15 protein-coding genes are annotated in these 17,497 nt (G+C 70.3%); 6 read left to right on the top strand and 9 right to left on the bottom strand.

Annotated features, from left to right (window positions below; translation table 11 throughout):
• The first annotated feature begins 208 nt into the window (after positions 1-208).
• Positions 209-1,033: a maleylpyruvate isomerase family mycothiol-dependent enzyme gene (locus ACZ49J_RS08910; RefSeq protein ID WP_467446841.1), complete on the top strand. Its 825-nt coding sequence runs from the start codon at positions 209-211 to the stop codon at positions 1,031-1,033.
• A gap of 18 nt (positions 1,034-1,051) precedes the next feature.
• Here the strand turns inward: ACZ49J_RS08910 and ACZ49J_RS08905 are convergent, their stop codons facing one another.
• The 3 genes from ACZ49J_RS08905 to ACZ49J_RS08895 form a co-directional block, all read right to left on the bottom strand.
• On the bottom strand, positions 1,052-1,819 hold the full coding sequence (locus ACZ49J_RS08905) for a hypothetical protein (protein WP_467446840.1): 768 nt from the start codon (positions 1,817-1,819) through the stop codon (positions 1,052-1,054).
• A 198-nt stretch (positions 1,820-2,017) separates the two neighbouring features.
• Entirely contained in the window at positions 2,018-3,325 is a 1,308-nt protein-coding gene (locus ACZ49J_RS08900) for an MFS transporter (protein ID WP_467446839.1), read from the bottom strand.
• Positions 3,322-3,993, bottom strand: a complete 672-nt coding sequence (locus tag ACZ49J_RS08895) for a GntR family transcriptional regulator (RefSeq protein WP_467446838.1) — start codon at positions 3,991-3,993, stop codon at positions 3,322-3,324. Before ACZ49J_RS08895 ends, ACZ49J_RS08900 begins: the two co-directional genes overlap by 4 nt.
• Positions 3,994-4,210: 217 nt before the next feature.
• On the opposite strand from ACZ49J_RS08895, the gene ACZ49J_RS08890 reads away from it, so the two are divergent.
• Entirely contained in the window at positions 4,211-5,113 is a 903-nt protein-coding gene (locus ACZ49J_RS08890) for a D-alanyl-D-alanine carboxypeptidase family protein (RefSeq protein WP_467446836.1), read from the top strand.
• Positions 5,114-5,197: 84 nt separating this feature from the next.
• Here the strand turns inward: ACZ49J_RS08890 and ACZ49J_RS08885 are convergent, their stop codons facing one another.
• The 4 genes from ACZ49J_RS08885 to ACZ49J_RS08870 form a co-directional block, all read right to left on the bottom strand.
• Positions 5,198-6,637: a dihydrolipoamide acetyltransferase family protein gene (locus ACZ49J_RS08885; RefSeq protein WP_467446835.1), complete on the bottom strand. Its 1,440-nt coding sequence runs from the start codon at positions 6,635-6,637 to the stop codon at positions 5,198-5,200.
• A 10-nt stretch (positions 6,638-6,647) separates the two neighbouring features.
• Positions 6,648-7,613, bottom strand: a complete 966-nt coding sequence (locus tag ACZ49J_RS08880) for an alpha-ketoacid dehydrogenase subunit beta (RefSeq protein ID WP_467447199.1) — start codon at positions 7,611-7,613, stop codon at positions 6,648-6,650.
• A 26-nt stretch (positions 7,614-7,639) separates the two neighbouring features.
• Positions 7,640-8,866: a pyruvate dehydrogenase (acetyl-transferring) E1 component subunit alpha gene (gene pdhA, locus ACZ49J_RS08875; protein ID WP_467446834.1), complete on the bottom strand. Its 1,227-nt coding sequence runs from the start codon at positions 8,864-8,866 to the stop codon at positions 7,640-7,642.
• A 503-nt stretch (positions 8,867-9,369) separates the two neighbouring features.
• Positions 9,370-10,923 (bottom strand): protein kinase domain-containing protein, encoded by a 1,554-nt coding sequence (locus tag ACZ49J_RS08870; protein ID WP_467446832.1) that lies wholly within the window; start codon positions 10,921-10,923, stop codon positions 9,370-9,372.
• Positions 10,924-11,281: 358 nt separating this feature from the next.
• Between ACZ49J_RS08870 and ACZ49J_RS08865 the strand changes: the two genes are divergently transcribed.
• A complete protein-coding gene (locus tag ACZ49J_RS08865; protein WP_467446831.1) occupies positions 11,282-12,970 on the top strand; it encodes a Stk1 family PASTA domain-containing Ser/Thr kinase in 1,689 nt (562 codons plus the stop codon).
• A gap of 60 nt (positions 12,971-13,030) precedes the next feature.
• On the opposite strand, the gene ACZ49J_RS08860 is transcribed toward ACZ49J_RS08865, so the two are convergent.
• Complete coding sequence (locus ACZ49J_RS08860; RefSeq protein ID WP_467446830.1) at positions 13,031-13,570, bottom strand: bacterial proteasome activator family protein; 540 nt, start codon at positions 13,568-13,570, stop codon at positions 13,031-13,033.
• A gap of 224 nt (positions 13,571-13,794) precedes the next feature.
• On the opposite strand from ACZ49J_RS08860, the gene ACZ49J_RS08855 reads away from it, so the two are divergent.
• A complete protein-coding gene (locus ACZ49J_RS08855) occupies positions 13,795-14,271 on the top strand; it encodes a hypothetical protein (RefSeq protein ID WP_467446829.1) in 477 nt (158 codons plus the stop codon).
• A 32-nt stretch (positions 14,272-14,303) separates the two neighbouring features.
• Here ACZ49J_RS08855 and ACZ49J_RS08850 read toward each other — a convergent pair whose 3' ends face one another.
• The gene (locus tag ACZ49J_RS08850) at positions 14,304-15,284 is read right to left on the bottom strand and encodes an NAD(P)H-quinone oxidoreductase (RefSeq protein WP_467446828.1); all 981 of its coding nucleotides are present in this window, start codon (positions 15,282-15,284) and stop codon (positions 14,304-14,306) included.
• A 295-nt stretch (positions 15,285-15,579) separates the two neighbouring features.
• Between ACZ49J_RS08850 and ACZ49J_RS08845 the strand changes: the two genes are divergently transcribed.
• Together ACZ49J_RS08845 and ACZ49J_RS08840 are read left to right on the top strand one after the other, a co-directional pair.
• On the top strand, positions 15,580-16,584 hold the full coding sequence (locus tag ACZ49J_RS08845) for an ATP-binding cassette domain-containing protein (protein ID WP_467446827.1): 1,005 nt from the start codon (positions 15,580-15,582) through the stop codon (positions 16,582-16,584).
• Positions 16,581-17,429: an ABC transporter permease gene (locus tag ACZ49J_RS08840; protein ID WP_467446826.1), complete on the top strand. Its 849-nt coding sequence runs from the start codon at positions 16,581-16,583 to the stop codon at positions 17,427-17,429. Before ACZ49J_RS08845 ends, ACZ49J_RS08840 begins: the two co-directional genes overlap by 4 nt.
• Positions 17,430-17,497 lie beyond the last annotated feature (68 nt).

Here is a 17,497-nt window from a genome sequence, read left to right as displayed (position 1 = left end):
ACGGGCCTACGATCGTCACACGAAAGCACTGCCGGGCTGCCCCGTAGCAGCGTAACTTAACGTTCCACGCACTCACCGAAAGCCGCCGACAGCCACCGACGCCCGTGCACACCCGTCAACGACGACGCCGACGCCCGCAACCCACACCCCCCAACCGACACCACCAGCCACGTACTTCCCGTACCGACCGCCCGAGGGGTCCCGTTCCGTGAGTCTGCATCCCACTCTTCAGCCCTACGCCGACGCCTGGACCCACTCCGTGGACGCGATATCCGAGCTGGTGCAGCCGCTCGTGGAGGGCGAGTGGAACCGGAGGACCCCGTGCCCCGGTTGGTCCGTCCGCGACATCGTCTCCCACGTCATCGGCATGGACTGCGAGATGCTCGGAGACCCGCGCCCCATCCACACGCTGCCGCGCGACCTGTACCACGTGACCAACGACCACCAGCGGTACATGGAGATGCAGGTCGACGTCCGCCGCCACCACACGGCGCCGGAGATGACCTCCGAGCTGGAGTACACGATCATCCGCCGCAACCGCCAGCTGCGGAACGAGTCACGGGACCCGGGCACCAAGGTGCGTGGCCCTCTCGGTGTCGAGCTCACCCTTGAGCAGGCCATGCGGAACCGGGCGTTCGACGTCTGGGTGCACGAGCAGGACCTGCGCACGGCCCTCGGCCGCCCGGGGAACCTCGACTCGCCGGGCGCCCACGTGGTCCGCGACGAGCTGCTCTCCGTCCTGCCGAAGGTCGTCGCCGAGGACGCCCAGGCGCCCCGCAGTTCGGCGGTCGTCTTCGACGTGCACGGGCCGGTCGAGTTCATCCGTACCGTCCGTGTGGACATCCAGGGCCGCGGCACCCTCGAAACCGCTCCCGCCCTCGGCCCCGCCGCCACGCTCACCCTCGACTGGGAGACCTACGTCCGCCTGGCCTGCGGCCGCGTCACCGCCGAAGGGGCCGCCGACCGCGTCAAGGCGGAGGGCGACTCCCAGCTGGTGTCGGCGATCCTGCGGTCGTTCGCGGTGACGGTGTAGCGAGGTCCGGCGCCCCGCTCAGTGGTCCTCGGTGATCGTGGTGGCGATGCCGCCGGTGAGCTCGACCTTGGCGGTCAGGCCCTTCTTGGCCGCGGCCTCCAGCTCGTCCAGGGTGCACCGCGTCAGGGCCGACCCCTCGGTGCCGCATATGGTGCCCGCGCCGTGGACAACGGTGTCCTCGGCGACGAAGAACGCCTGCTGGGCGCCCTTCGGGCCGGAGACCAGGTACTTGCCCGGCGCCAGGTACGTGACGGCGCCCAGCCAGGTCCCGCTGACGCCCTTCCCGGAGCCGGTGCCCTGCTCCGCGGCGGGCCGTTCGGTGATCACCGTGGCGATCCCGTCCTTCAGCGTCACGTCTGCGGGGACGGCGCCCTTCTTGGTGGCCGCCTCCAGCTGGTCGAGCGTGCACGTCGGACCGGAGCAGAGGGTGCCGGCGCCGCGCACCACGGTGTCGTCGGCGACCCAGAACTGCTGCGCGGTCCGTCCCGGGACGGTCACGATGTACTTGCCCGGCGCGAGGTAGCTGACGGTGCCGTTCTTGAACGTCCCGCTGACGCCGCCCCTGGAGACCGACGCGTTGTCCGCGACCGCGGCCGAGCCGTCCTTGCCGGTGGAGGAGCCGGACGACTCGGGCCGGGACTGGGACTGCGCCTGGGACTGGGACTGGGGCGCGGACTTGGACGACGAGCCGTCCGTGGCGGTGGGACCGTTCTGGCAGGCCGTCATCAGCAGCCCGGCAGTGATCGCGGCGGTGACGACAACGGCCTTGCGCAGGTGGCGGTTCATCACGGGAGTTCCTTCCAGAACGACGAGGTGGGGCGGGGTGCCGACGGCTTTTCCCGTCGGCGTTCCCGCTCTGTGATGACTATGAGGGCCCGTCAGACCCTCAGGTCACGCCCGTCGTTGCTCCACTACGCCGCCGTCGCACGGCTGTGACAGAGCAACACCTCGACTCCGAACAGCTCCTGCGATGAACCACCCGCGTCACGCGGGCACGTGCACCGTCTCCACCCGGCTCGCCACCAGGCGCTCGCGCTCCCGGCGGGCCGCGCGGCGGCGCAGCCGCAGGATCTGGGCGATGCCCAGGACCTGGAGCACGAAGACCGCCGAGAAGGCGACGCGGTAGTCGTCGCCGGTCGCGTCCAGGAGGACACCGACCGCGAACAGTGTCGTCATCGAGGCCACGAAACCACCCATGTTGGTGATGCCGGAGGCCGTGCCCTGACGCTCGGGCGGGTTCGCCGGGCGGGCGAAGTCGAAGCCGATCATCGAGGCGGGACCGCACGCGCCCAGGACGGCGCACAGGACGACCAGCAGCCACATCGGCGCGCGGTTCTGGGCGAGCGCGGCCGCCCACACCGCCGCGGTCGTCCCGACCGTGCCCAGCGCCAGCGGCAGCCGCGCCGCGTGGTGCCGGGCGACGATCTGCCCGTACACCAGGCCGACGAGCATGTTGGACAGCACGATCAGGGTGAGCAGGTCACCGGCGGTCGCCCGGGTGAGCCCCTGCGCCTCGACCAGGAACGGCAGGCCCCACAGCAGCAGGAACACCATCGCCGGAAACTGCGTCGTGAAGTGCACCCACATTCCGAGCCGTGTGCCGGGCTCCCGCCAGGCCGCCGCGATCTGCCGCCGCACGTACGCCGCCCCGTGGTGCGGGAACGGCTCCGGTTCGTGTCCCTCCGGATGGTCCTTCAGGAAGAGCAGCATCAGGACGAGGACCAGGACGCCCGCCACCGAGCTGCCCGCGAACGCCGCCGTCCAGCCCACACCGTGCAGCAGCCGCGCGATCACCAGCGTCGACACCAGGTTGCCCGCCATGCCCGCGAGCCCCGCGAGCTGCGCGACCATCGGCCCGCGCCGGGCCGGGAACCAGCGTGAGCCGAGCCGCAGCACGCTGATGAACGTCATCGCGTCACCGCAGCCCAGCAGCGCGCGCGAGGCCAGTGCCATGCCGTAGGAGGGGGAGAAGGCGAACCCCAGCTGGCCCGTCGTGAACAGCACCACGCCCAGTGTCAGCACCTTCTTCGTGCCGAGCCGGTCGACCAGCAGTCCCACGGGTATCTGCATGCCCGCGTACACGAGCAACTGCAGGATCGAGAAGGTGGACAGGGCTGAGGCGTTCACCTGGAAGCGGTCGGCCGCGTCGAGGCCGGCGACCCCGAGGGACGTGCGGAAGATGACCGCGACGAAGTAGACGGAGACGCCGATGCCCCAGACGACGACCGCGCGGCGCCCGCCGGGCGGGTCTCCGGGCAGCGAGGTGGTCCCCGCGCTCGCACGCGTACTCATCGCACCTCGCCCCGCGCCAGGTCGGAGAACCAGCTGACGTGCCGGTGGACCATGGCCACCGCCGCCTCCGCGTCGCCCGAGCGCAGCGCCTCCAGGATCTCCCTGTGCTCGACCAGCGTCTTGGTGATGCGGTCCGGGTGGGCGTGCATCACGGCCACGCCCATGCGCAACTGCCGGTCGCGCAGCTGGTCGTAGAGCCGGGAGAGGATCTCGTTCCCGCCGCTGCGGACGATCTCGGCGTGGAAGCAGCGGTCCGTCACGGCCGCTCCCGCGAGATCCCCCGCGGCGGCCTGCGCCCTCTGCTGCTCCAGGAGTTCCTCCAGGCGGGCGATGAGCCGCGGCGAGGCCGGCGCCGTCTTGCGGACCGCGTGCTCCTCCACGAGCTGGCGGGTCTCGACCACGTCGGCGATCTCCTGCGCGGACACGGGCAGGACGAGGGCGCCCTTCTTCGGGTAGAGCTTGATCAGCCCTTCGACCTCCAGCCGCAGCAGCGCCTCCCGCACGGGGGTCCGGGACACCCCGACCGCCTCGGCCAGCTCACCCTCGGTGAGCAGCGTCCCGCCCTCGTAACGGCGTTCCAGAACACCCTGCTTGACATGGGCGTACACGCGGTCGGCGGCGGGGGGACGCTTCACGGCGGACTTCTCAGCGGGCGGGGCGGAAGGCATGTCCACAGCATAGATACAACACGTACGCATGGCTGCCGCCGTCCACGATCCGGGACGGAGCCGGCCGGCACGCGGTAGATCGCACGTGTAACGGGCACCCCCCTCGTCGACGGCACAACCTTTTGTGCTACCTACGTGTCACAAGAGAGCGGCCCTTTCGCGTCTTCGCCCAAGTGGCCGCGTTCCTCAGACATTTGACGCAATCGGGGTACTGATTTTGATTACCGCCATCAGGGATGGGCGTGTCCGCAGAGCCGCCGCCGTAGTCGTCACCACTGGCGCGCTCCTGACCAGCGGCGCCCTCGGCATGGCCCCGGCGCACGCCGCGGCAAAGCCCACCATCGCGGCCAAGGGCGGCTACGCGATGAACAACGCGAACGGCAAGACGCTGTACACCAAGGCGGCGGACACCAGGCGTTCCACGGGGTCCACCACGAAGATCATGACCGCTCTGGTGGTGCTGAAGCAGCAGAACCTCAACCTGGACGCCAAGGTCACGATTCAGAAGGCGTACAGCGACTACATCGTCGAGAACAACTGGGCGTCCAACGCCAAGCTGATCGTCGGTGACAAGGTCACCGTCCGCCAGCTGCTGTACGGCCTGATGCTGCCGTCCGGCTGCGACGCGGCGTACGCCCTCGCCGACAAGTTCGGCTCGGGCTCGACGCGGGCGAAGCGCGTGAAGTCGTTCATCGGCAAGATGAACACGACCGCCCGGGACCTCGGCCTGACCAACACCCACTTCGACTCGTTCGACGGCATCGGCAACGGCGCCAACTACTCGACGCCGCGGGACCTGACGAAACTCGCGAGTGCCGCGCTGAAGAACTCCACGTTCCGCACGGTCGTCAAGACGAAGAAGTACACGGCGAAGACGATCACCAGGACGGGCAGCACCCGCACCATGGCGCCGTGGGAGAACACGAACGGTCTCCTCAGCGGCTACAGCGGCACCATCGGCGTGAAGACGGGCTCCGGCCCCGAGGCCAAGTACTGCCTCGTCTTCGCCGCCACCCGGGGCGGCAAGACCGTCGTCGGCACCGTGCTGGCCTCGACCTCCATCGCGGCGCGTGAGTCGGACGCGAAGAAGATCATGAACTACGGCTTCGGGCAGCTGTAGCCGACGCCCTCCGGCACAACGGGAAGGGGCCCGCCGCACACCCGCGACGGGCCCCTTCCCACTGCCTTCTCCGCCCGGGCCGGCTCAGGCCCAGGTGATCAGCCGCTTCGGCTGCTCCAGGATGGCCGCGACGTCGGCCAGCACCTTCGAGCCCAGCTCCCCGTCCACCAGGCGGTGGTCGAAGCTCAGCGCCAGGGTGGTGACCTGGCGGGGCTTGACCTTGCCCTTGTGGACCCAGGGCTGGAGCTTGATGGCCCCGACGGCGAGGATCGCGGACTCTCCGGGGTTGAGCAGCGGCGTGCCCGTGTCGACGCCGAAGACGCCGACGTTCGTGATGGTGATCGTGCCGCCCTGCATCGCCGCCGGGGAGGTCCTGCCCTCCCTCGCCGTCCCCACCAGCTCGCCCAGCGCCCCGGCCAGCTGCGGGAGCGTCTTGTCGTGCGCGTCCTTGATGTTCGGCACGATCAGGCCGCGGGGGGTCGCGGCCGCGATGCCCAGGTTCACGTAGTGCTTGAGCACGATCTCCTGGCGGGGCTCGTCCCAGGATGCGTTGATCTCGGGGTTTCGCTTGATCGCGACCAGCAGGGCCTTGGCGATCAGCAGAAGCGGGTTCACCCGCAGCCCCTCGAACTCCTTGTCCTGCTTCAGCTCCTCGACCAGCTTCATCGTCCGGGTCACGTCGACGGTCACGAACTCCGTGACGTGCGGTGCCGTGAACGCGGAGCCGACCATGGCCTGGGCGGTCGCCTTGCGGACGCCCTTGACCGGGACACGGGTCTCGCGTGCGCCGTCGTACGACACCACCGGCGCCGCGACGGACCCCGCGGGCACCGCGGGCGTTGCGGGCGCTGCGACGGCCGCCTCCACGGCCGGCTCGGCGGTCGGCGGCGGGGTCACCGCCGCGTGCACGTCCTCCCGCGTGATGATGCCGTCGGGGCCGGACGGTGTGACGGTCGCGAGATCGACCCCGAGGTCCTTGGCCAGCTTGCGCACCGGCGGCTTCGCGAGGGGGCGGTCTGCGGGCCCCGCCGGCGCGCCGGTCCCGTGTCCGTTCAGCTCGCCCTGCACGCCGTGGAGGGCGGAGGCCGCGTACGGCTGGTCCTCGGCGGCCGGGGGCTCCACGGGCCGGGTCCCCTTGCGGGGGCGGCGCCTGGTGGACGACTCGGCGACCCCGTAGCCGACGAGGACCGGCTTACGGCCCTCGGGCCTGGCCGGCTCCTCCTTGGCCGGCGCGGGCTTCGCCGGGGCCTCGGATGCGGCACCGCCCGTCACGTCCACCGCGATGATGGCCGTGCCCACGTCCACCGTGGTGCCCTCGGGAAAGTGAAGCTCGCGCACGACCCCGTCGTAGGGGATGGGCAGCTCGACGGCGGCCTTCGCCGTCTCGACCTCGCACACGACCTGCCCGTCGGTGACCGTGTCACCGGGCTGGACGTACCACTTGAGGATCTCGGCCTCGGTGAGTCCCTCGCCCACGTCGGGCATCTTGAACTCCCGCACGGACGCTTCAGTCATCGTCGTCACGACCCTCTCCTCAGTACGCCAGCGAGCGGTCGACGGCGTCGAGTACCCGGTCCAGGTCCGGCAGATACTCCTCCTCCAGCCGCGCCGGCGGATACGGGGCGTGATAGCCGCCGACCCGCAGCACGGGCGCCTCCAGGTGGTAGAAGCACCGCTCGGTGATCCGGGCGGCGATCTCCGCGCCCGAGCCGAAGAACACCGGTGCCTCGTGCACCACGACCAGGCGGCCCGTCTTCTCGACCGAGGCCTGGATCGAGTCGAAGTCCAGGGGGGAGACGGAGCGCAGGTCCAGCACCTCCAGGGACCTGCCCTCCTCGGCTGCCGCGTCCGCGACCTCCTGGCAGAGCTTGACCATCGGGCCGTACGCGGCGAGCGTGAGGTCGCTGCCCGCGCGGACGACCTGCGCCTTGTGCAGCGGGCCCGGGATCGCCTCGAAGCTGACCTCGGCCTTGTCCCAGTAGCGCCGCTTCGGCTCGAAGAAGATCACCGGGTCGTCGCTCTGGATGGCCTGCTGCATCATCCAGTAGGCGTCGGACGCGTTCGACGGCGAGACGATCTTCAGGCCCGCGACATGCGCGAACAGCGACTCGGGGGACTCGGAGTGGTGCTCGACCGCGCCGATGCCGCCGCCGTAGGGGATGCGGACGACGACCGGCAGCTTCACCTTGCCGAGCGAGCGGGCGTGCATCTTGGCGAGCTGGGTGACGATCTGGTCGTACGCCGGGAACACGAAGCCGTCGAACTGGATCTCCACCACCGGGCGGTAGCCGCGCAGGGCGAGGCCGATCGCCGTGCCGACGATGCCCGACTCGGCGAGCGGGGTGTCGATGACCCTGTCCTCGCCGAAGTCCTTCTGCAGTCCGTCCGTCACCCGGAACACACCGCCGAGCTTGCCGACGTCCTCGCCCATGATCAGGACCTTGGGGTCGGACTCGAGGGCCTTGCGCAGCGATTCGTTGATCGCCTTGGCCAGCGCCATGCTCTTCACTGCCACAGCCTGTGCGGTCATCGCTGCTTCCCCTCCTCGACATCGGCGAACGACGCCTGGTACGCGGCGAACTGGGCGCGCTCCTCGTCGACGAGGGCGTGACCGTCCGCGTACACGTTCTCGAAGATGGCGAAGTGGTCCGGGTCCGGCATGGCACGAACCGCTTCGCGCACTCGCCTTCCCAACGCCTCGCTCTCGGCTTCGAGTTCCGCGAAGAATCCCTCGTTCGTGTCAGTTTCGGACTCGAGATAGCCGCGCAGGCGCGCGATCGGGTCCTTCGCCTCCCAGGCCGCCCGCTCGTCGTCGTGCCGGTAGCGGGTGGGGTCGTCGGAGGTGGTGTGGGCGCCCATGCGGTACGTGTACGCCTCGACGAGGGTGGGGCCCTCGCCGCTGCGGGCGCGCTCCAGGGCCCACCTGGTGACCGCGAGGCAGGCCAGGACGTCGTTTCCGTCGACGCGGACGCCGGGGAAGCCGTAGCCCTGGGCACGCTGGTAGAGCGGCACACGGGTCTGCTTCTCGGTGGGCTCGGAGATCGCCCACTGGTTGTTCTGGCAGAAGAACACGACGGGTGCGTTGTAGACCGCGGAGAAGGTGAACGCCTCGGCGACGTCTCCCTGGCTGGAGGCGCCGTCGCCGAAGTAGGCGATGACGGCCGAGTCCGCGCCGTCCTTGGCGACGCCCATGGCGTAGCCCGTGGCGTGCAGCGTCTGGGAGCCGATGACGATCGTGTAGAGGTGGAAGTTGTTGCTGTTCGGGTCCCAGCCGCCGTTGTTGACGCCGCGGAACATGCCGAGCAGGTTCGTCGGATCGACGCCGCGGCACCAGGCGACGCCGTGCTCGCGGTAGGTCGGGAAGACGTAGTCGTCCTCGCGGGTGGCCCGCCCCGAGCCGATCTGGGCGGCCTCCTGGCCCAGCAGAGAGGCCCACAGGCCCAGCTCGCCCTGGCGCTGAAGGGCGGTGGCCTCGGCGTCGAAGCGCCGGGTGAGCACCATGTCGCGGTAGAGGCCGCGGAGCTCTTCGGGGGTGATGCCGGCGACGTAGGAGTCGTATTCGGCGTTCTTGATCCGCTTGCCCTCGGGCGTCAGCAGCTGGACGAGCTCGGGCTCGGTGCTCGACGCCTTCCTGGCGGCGGTGCGGGTGGTGGTGCGCTTGGTGCCGGCGGTGCTGCTCTTGGTACCGGTCGTGCCGGTCTTGCTCCCGGCGCTGCGTCGCGGCTTGCGCGCGGCAGTGCTCTCCACGCTCACGTGTGCTCCTCCGTCGGTCCGGCCCCCGGGGTTGCCGGGTGGCCAGTGCGGCTCGCCTGGTCCCGCTACCCGTGCACGGGGTGGGTGCCCTCGGCCGGGAACAGGCGTGACAGGTGCCCCGGCGAGCGCCCTGCAGAAGGCACGTTACCCAGTGCCTCACATTCCTGTGAAACCCCTCCTGACCTGCGTTTTTCCTTGGATATCCAAGTACTTTTTGCTCGGATTTCCAAGTAGATCGCCTCGTCGGGAACACTTGCTGGTCACAGCACTGGTTACAGCCTCGCAGGGGGCCGGAACACCGGCACGTTATCCCGGTCACCCTCGGCTCGGGAAGAGTTCTCGTTTTGGAGACCTTGCGCCCGGACGGCGGAACGGCCGCGCTGAAGGAGTGGGGCGGGCCCACCGCGGGGCCGGGGAAACGGCACGCGCGCGTGGAGCCCGTTTCCGGACCGCACGCGCGCGTGGAGAGAGAGGGATAGCCGGCCGTCCGGTCCGGAACCTCGTCAGTTACCGCCTTCCTCGTCCCCGTCGCCCGTGACCTCGCCCGTCGGCAGGCTCGGGGTGTCTCCGTCGTCCGACGGTGTCGTCTGCCCGCCCGTCGGCTCCTCCTCGCTCTGGGTCGGGCTGCTCGAAGGCTGGCCGCCCGACGGCTGGCTCGGCGTGTAGGACGGGGTGGAGCTCGGGGACGGCGTGTAGGACGGCGTGTAGTCCGAGCCCGTGCCCGACCCGGTGTCCTCCTCCGTGGCCTCGCCCGTCGCCTCCTCGCTGGGCGTGGCGCTGGAGTCCTTCGTCTCCTTGGACTGCGTGGCGGTCGGCGTCTTCTTGGTCCCGCCGCCGCCTCCGCCGCCGCCCGTGTTGTTCAGCGCCAGCGCGACGCCCGCCACGACGGCGATGACCGCGAGCACGGCGAGGATCCACAGCTTGCCGCGGCCGCTGCCCCGGTTGCCGTGGCCCTCGAAGCCCCCGTCGTCCCGGCCTCCGCCGTTCGGCAGGATCGGCTGCGGGATCTGCGTGGTCCCCGACTGCCCGGGGTGCGGCAGCGCGGCCGTGCCCGCGAAACCACCGGCCGGGGTCTGCCTGCCGTCGTGCGTGGTCACGGGCCCGGTGTTCCAGGTACCGGTGTGGCCGCCCTGGTCGTACAGCATCTGCAGGCCGTACTGGACCAGTCCGCGCATCTCCTCGGCCGTCTGGAACCGGTCGTCCGGCTCCTTGGCGAGCGAGCGCATGACGAGCCCGTCGAGCTCCGGCGGGGCCCCGTCCGCGACCTCGGACGGAGGCACGGGGATGTCCTGAACGTGCTGGTAGACCACCGACAGCGGGGTCTCGCCGACGAACGGCGGCCGCAGCGCGAGAAGTTCGTACAGCAGGCAGCCGGTCGCGTACAGGTCGGAGCGGTGGTCGACGGCCTTGCCGAGCGCCTGCTCCGGAGACAGGTACTGGGGCGTGCCCATGACCATGCCGGTCTGCGTCATCGTCGTGGACGCCCCGTGCAGGGCACGCGCGATGCCGAAGTCCATCACCTTCACGGCGCCGGTGTTGGTGATGATGACGTTCGCCGGCTTGATGTCGCGGTGCACGATGCCGTGCTGGTGCGAGTAGGCCAGCGCCTCAAGCACCCCGGAGACGATGATCAGCGCCTGCTCGGGCCCCGGGGCCTCGGCGTTGATCAACAGATCACGAATGGTGCGGCCCTCGACCAGCTCCATCACGATGTACGGCACGGGAGTGCCGTTCACGACGTCCTCACCGGAGTCGTACACCGCGACGATCGCATGGTGGTTGAGCCCCGCCACCGACTGGGCCTCGCGCGTGAAGCGCGCCTTGGAGACGGGGTCCTCGGCGAGGTCGGAACGCAGCAGCTTGACCGCGACCGTACGGCCGAGGCGCACGTCCTCGGCCGCGAACACCTCGGCCATGCCGCCACGGCCGAGTCTGCCGGTCAGCCGGTAACGGCCGTCCCCGACAAGCCCACCATTGCCCCACATCTCCGGCGCGTCTGACATACCGCCGCCAGCCGCCTCGGGGTCGGACGGGCCCTGAGCGCGCTGCTGTGCCATCAGTCCTCGCCGTCGTTTCTGCCCGCGGTCCGCGCGGTCGTTGTTACGGTCTTCCGTCGGGCCACGCTACAGCCTCTGCGCAAGGCCACGGTCCGACTCGGACGCGCGAAGGATTCAGGATGGGACGGCCATGAAACCTTCCATGGCGTCTCTCGTGCAAATTCTGTGTACCGCTCGTACGACCCCGGTAACGCTTCCGCGACGCTTCCTTCGCGTACGGTCACGGATCGGGCACCTCGCTTGACGTGTCAGTGCCCTCCGGCAGACTTGGCCGGTAATCGCTCGGAGCAGCATGAGGATGGCCGAACGCGGGAGCCACGCCGGCAACTTCGCCCGCGCCGATGGGGGACGCACACACATGAGCCACGACGGCGCACAGGGCCGGTATGCGGGGCGTTCACTCGCCGGCGGCCGGTACGAGCTTCGCGATCTGCTCGGTGAGGGCGGTATGGCCTCGGTGCACCTCGCGTACGACTCGGTGCTCGACCGGCAGGTGGCGATCAAGACACTTCACACGGAGCTCGGCCGGGAGCAGGCCTTCCGTGAGCGGTTCCGCCGCGAGGCCCAAGCCGTGGCAAAGCTCACGCACACGAACATCGTCTCGGTCTTCGACACCGGCGAGGACGTCCCCGTCGACGGCGGCTCCGCGAGCGGCACGCCGACGCCGTACATCGTCATGGAGTACGTCGAGGGCAGGCCGCTCGGTTCGGTGCTCGACGCGGACATCGGCCAGTACGGCGCGATGCCCGCCGACAAGGCGCTGAGGATCACCGCCGACGTGCTGGCCGCACTGGAGATCAGCCACGAGATGGGCCTGGTCCACCGCGACATCAAGCCGGGCAACGTGATGGTGACCAAGCGCGGCGTGGTCAAGGTGATGGACTTCGGCATCGCCCGCGCCATGCAGTCCGGGGTCACGTCCATGACCCAGACCGGCATGGTCGTCGGCACACCGCAGTACCTCTCGCCGGAGCAGGCCCTGGGCCGGGCCGTGGACGCGCGCAGCGATCTCTACTCGGTCGGCATCATGCTGTTCCAGCTGACCACCGGGCGGCTGCCGTTCGAGGCGGACTCACCGCTGGCGATCGCGTACGCACACGTCCAGGAGGAGCCGGTCGCCCCCTCCTCGATCAACCGGTCCCTTCCTCCGGCGGTGGACGCGCTGGTCGCCCGCTCGCTGAGGAAGAACCCGAACGAGCGTTTCCCGAGCGCCGTGGCCATGCGCGACGAGTGCCTGCGGGTGGCCGCCTCGCTGCAGGCCGCACCGCCGCCGAGCATCGTCCCCGGCGCACGGACGTCGAGCGGCGCCGGTGTCGGCTCCGCCGTGTTCCCGCCGGTCGACCAGTCGGCCCCGGCACCGCAGGGTGGCGTGCAGACGCCGTACCAGCCCGGCCCGTACGGCCCGCCGACGCCCGTCCCGTCCCCCCAGCCGCACTCCCCGCCGTACGGCTACCCGCAGCAGCCAAGCGGCTACCAGATGGCGCCGCGGAACGCCCCGTACGCGCCGCAGCCGGGGCCGGCCACCCCGCCTCCGTACAACATCACCCCACAGCAGCCGGTGACCGCCGTGGGATCCTCCGGCGGCGGCCGGAGCAACACGGGTGTCGTCGTCGCGGGCGTCGTCGCGCTCGTGGCGGTCACCGGTCTGCTCGGGGCCCTGCTGCTGAAAGGTGAGGGCGGTGGCGGCGACGAGGGCAGCGGGACCAGCGGCGGTACGACCGTCGGCGCTTCCGCCCCGGCCTCGGAAGTCTCCGGGCACAAGGGTCCGGACACCACGAAGACCATCGAGACGACCAAGTGCACGGAGCCGCTGAAGTCGTACACGGAGCCCGGCAGGATCCATCTCCCGAGCCTCGAGTTCAAGAACATCGACTCGGTGAAGAAGTGCCTCCAGGCGGCGGGCTGGCGCTACCGGACCGTGGACATCGACGAGAACACGTACGGTGAGGACACGGTCATGGAGCAGTACCCCACGAGCGACGAGAACGTGGACCCCGAGGAGATGCCGACGATCATCCTCAAGGTCTCGACGGGCGATCCGGCCTGACGGCGTTCACGACATGGGAAGGGGGCCCGGTGCGACCACCGGGCCCCCTTCCCATGAGTGCTAGAGGTACGGTCCGCCCGAGCGGCCGCCCGTGCGCGGGTCCTCCAGACCCTCGCCGCCGATACCCGGCGGGAGGGCGCGGCGCATCTGCTCCAGCTGGGCGCGCGCGGCCATCTGCTGGGCGAACAGCGTCGTCTGGATCCCGTGGAACAACCCTTCGAGCCAGCCGACCAGCTGTGCCTGCGCGATCCGCAGTTCCGAGTCGCTGGGGATCGCCTCGTCCAGGAAGGGCAGGGAGAGCCGCTCAAGCTCCTCGACGAGCTCGGGAGCCAGGCCGTCCTCCAGCTCCTTCACCGAGCTGGCGTGGATCTCCTTGAGGCGGGCCCTGCTGGCCTCGTCGAGAGGTGCCGCCCGCACCTCCTCCAAGAGCTGCTTGATCATGCTGCCGATGCGCATGACCTTCGCGGGCTGCTCCACCTGTTCCGTCACCGGGACCTCGCGGGAGTCGTCGTCTCCTCCGCCCCCGAGAGCCATGCCGTCCTGGCCTACGACCAGGATCTGTGGGTTCTCGGACGGCCTGTCGTTCCTCGGCATCTCCATGCCGCCATTCTCTCGCACCCGTACGCCTCATCACCGTGGTGCCCCCGGTGAAGGGTGATCCACCCTTTACGTGAGGGCTGTCCGCGTCCAAGGGCCGGGATACCCGGGTACCGGGAGACCGGGATTGCCGGGATTGCCTGGACTTCCGGGATGCCGGGGCGGTCGCGGCGTGTGACGCTGAGGGCGCGGCCCTTCGCCCTTCGCCCCGGGAAGGGGGCACCGACGTGGCTCCGTTCCTCACGGTTCGGTCTCTGACGGCACTGGCGCTCCTGGTCCCGGTGGTCCCGGTCGGGACAGCTCTGGTGCCGGATGCGGGCGTCCTCCCTCACGCGTACGCCGCCTCGCCCACCCCCCGCCCCGAGTCGTCCCGCGCCGGCAGCCGCGCGGGCGAGGGGCGGGAACGGCCGGGGCGGGCCGGTGTGGACACCGAGCCCGGCGAGGCGGACGAGCCGACGGCCACCGATCCGGGCGCGGGCACGGACGCGGACGCGGGCCGGACACAGCCGGAACAGGCTCGTCCCACCGGTGACCCCGACGCCCCGCGGGACTCGGGCGCCACCGACACCCCTCGGCCCGGTGCCGCCCAGCCGGGCTCCGCCGGGGGCACCGGGCTTCGGGTCCTTCCGCTCGGCGGCGGCCTGATCCTCATCGGCCTCGGCCTGGGACTGGCCTTCGTCGGGCTGCGCCTACGACAGCCATGAGGCCCTTCGGGTCTCGCCCCGAGCCGTCGGTCCTACGGCGTGACCAGCAGCACCTTCCCGATGTGCCCGCTGTCCTCCAGCACCTGATGGGCCTCCGGCGCGTCCTTCATCGGCACCTCGCGGTCGACGACCGGACGCACGTGACCGGAGGCGACGAGCGGCCACACGTGCTCGCGCACGGCCGCGACGATGGCCGCCTTCTCCCCGAGCGGGCGGGCGCGCAGGGTGGTCGCGCTGATCGCGGCGCGCTTGCTGAGGAGAACGCCGATGTTCAGTTCGCCCTTGACGCCGCCCTGCATGCCGATGATCGCGAGGCGGCCGTTGACGGCCAGAGCCTTCACATTCCGTTCGAGGTACTTGGCGCCCATGATGTCGAGGATGACGTCCGCGCCCGCGCCGTCCGTCGCCCGCTTGATCTCCTCGACGAAGTCCTGCTCGCGGTAGTTGATCAGGATGTCCGCGCCCAGCTCGGCGCAGTGGTCCAGCTTCTCCTTGCTGCCCGCCGTGACGGCCACCTTCGCGCCGACCGCCTTCGCGAGCTGGATCGCCATCGTGCCGATACCGCTGGAGCCACCGTGCACGAGGAGGGTCTCGCCGGGGCGGAGATGAGCGATCATGAAGACGTTCGACCAGACGGTGCAGGTCGCCTCGGGCAGCGCGGCCGCCTGGCGCACGTCGAGACCGTCGGGCACGGGCAGCACCTGACCGGCGGGGACGACGACCTTCTGGGCGTATCCGCCGCCCGAGAGCAGCGCGCACACCTCGTCGCCGACCCGCCACCCGGAGACGCCGGGGCCCAGCGCGGCGATCCGCCCGGAGCACTCCAGGCCGGGGTACGGGGAGGCGCCGGGCGGCGGGTCGTAGAAGCCCTGCCGCTGGAGCAGGTCGGCGCGGTTCACCGCGCTCGCCGTCACCTCGATGAGCACGTCGCCCTCGCCGGGCTCCGGGTCCGGGACCTCGTCCCACACCAGGGCCTCGGGTCCACCGGGTTCGGGAATCGTGATCGCATACATGAGGGGGACGCTACTCCGGTGACCGTCCCGCGTCCCAGGCCCCGGCCCGCCCTGGTACGTCGCGGGTTCCAGATGTCCTGGTCCCTTGGTCGTAATGGGGGTGCGGTCGATCTCCAGGAGAGGGACCGTGGAGTCCTACGGCCGCAAGAGCTCTCCGTGGGACGGCGTATCTCCCGTGCGCGTCCCGCCATGCCCGCGAAGTGCTCCCGCGTCGACCGATGAGTTCCGGAGATCCGGGCGGTCTCCTCTTGCAAGGCCCCGTGAACCGGGCCCGTACGCGGAAGGACTCCACGACATGAGCGCACAGACGTCAGGCCTCGCGATCGAGACCGCGGGCCTGGTGAAGACGTTCGGCGAGACCCGTGCCGTCGACGGCGTCGACCTCTCCGTGCCCACCGGCACGGTGTACGGCGTCCTCGGGCCGAACGGCGCCGGCAAGACGACCACCGTGAAGATGCTCGCCACCCTGCTGCGCCCCGACGGCGGCGAGGCCCACGTCTTCGGCCATGACGTCGTGCGGGAGGCCGACGAGGTACGGAGCAGGGTCAGCCTCACCGGCCAGTACGCGTCCGTGGACGAGGACCTGACCGGCATCGAGAACCTGGTGCTCCTCGGCCGCCTCCTCGGCCACGACAAGAAGGCCGCCCGCCGGCGCGGCGAACAGCTCCTGGAGGCCTTCGGGCTGACCGAGGCGGCGGGCAGGCAGGTCAAGCACTACTCGGGCGGCATGCGGCGCCGAATCGACATCGCCGCGTCCATCCTCAACACGCCCGACCTGCTCTTCCTCGACGAACCGACGACCGGGCTCGACCCGCGCAGCCGGAACCAGGTGTGGGACATCGTCCGCGCGGTGGTCGCCCAGGGCACGACCGTGCTGCTGACCACGCAGTACCTCGACGAGGCCGACCAGCTGGCGTCCCGGATCGCCGTCATCGACCGCGGCAAGGTGATCGCGGAGGGCACGAAGGGCGAGCTGAAGGCGTCCGTCGGCGCTGGTTCCGTGCATCTGCGGTTGCGCGACGCGGCACAGCGGCCACAGGCGGAGAGCGTGCTGCGGCTCGCCCTCGACACGGACGTACAGCTGGAGCCCGATCCGGTGGCTCTGACGGCCCGCCTCAGCGGCACGACCAGCGACTCGGCGGCCGAGCAGGCCTCGCGCGCGCTCGCCGAACTGGCCCGTACCGGCATCACCGTGGACAACTTCTCGCTGGGTCAGCCCAGCCTGGACGAGGTGTTCCTCGCCCTCACCGGACACGACACCCACAAGGACGAAGAGAAGGACGAAGAGGTGGCGGCATGAGCACCGCGGCTCCGACCGAGACCAAGGACCTCGCCCCCGTCAGTGCCGAGTCGCTCTCCGCGCTGCTCGTCGCCGGAGAGCGGCCGCCGCGTCCCAGCGCCCTGTCGGCGTCGCTGACCTTCGGCTGGCGGGCGATCCTCAAGATCAAGCACGTGCCGGAGCAGCTCTTCGACGTCACCGCCTTCCCGATCATGATGGTGCTGATGTACACGTACCTCTTCGGCGGTGCCCTGGCCGGCTCTCCGAGCGAGTACATCCAGTTCCTGCTGCCGGGCATCCTGGTGATGTCGGTCGTGATGATCACGATGTACACGGGTGTCTCGGTCAACACGGACATCGAGAAGGGTGTGTTCGACCGGTTCCGCTCGCTGCCGATCTGGCGGCCGTCGACGATGGTCGGCTATCTGCTGGGCGACGCGCTGCGCTACACGATCGCGTCCGTGGTGATGCTCACCGTCGGCCTGATCCTCGGCTACCGCCCCGACGGCGGGGTCGTCGGCGTGCTCGCCGGGATCGCTCTGCTGGTCGTCTTCTCGTTCGCGTTCTCGTGGATCTGGACCATGTTCGGTCTGATGCTGCGCACCGAGAAGTCCGTGATGGGCGTCAGCATGATGGTGATCTTCCCGCTGACCTTCCTGTCCAACGTCTTCGTCGACCCGAAGACCATGCCCGGCTGGCTCCAGGCATTCGTCAACAACAGCCCGATCACCCATCTGGCCTCGGCCGTGCGGGAACTGATGGCCGGTGACTGGCCGACCGCGGAGATCGCCTGGTCGCTGGGCTGGTCGGCACTGTTCGTGCTGGTCTTCGGCCCGATCACGATGCGGCTCTACAACCGCAAGTAGCCCTACGGCACCGGGGGCGCCCACCGATACCGCGTGGGTGCCCCCTCTTCTTCTGTACCTGGGGACCG

It is taken from the genome of Streptomyces sp. NPDC030840, from assembly GCF_055572015.1.
The sequence above is the reverse complement of the archived record's forward strand: the minus strand, read 5'-3'. Positions and strand labels throughout refer to the sequence as shown.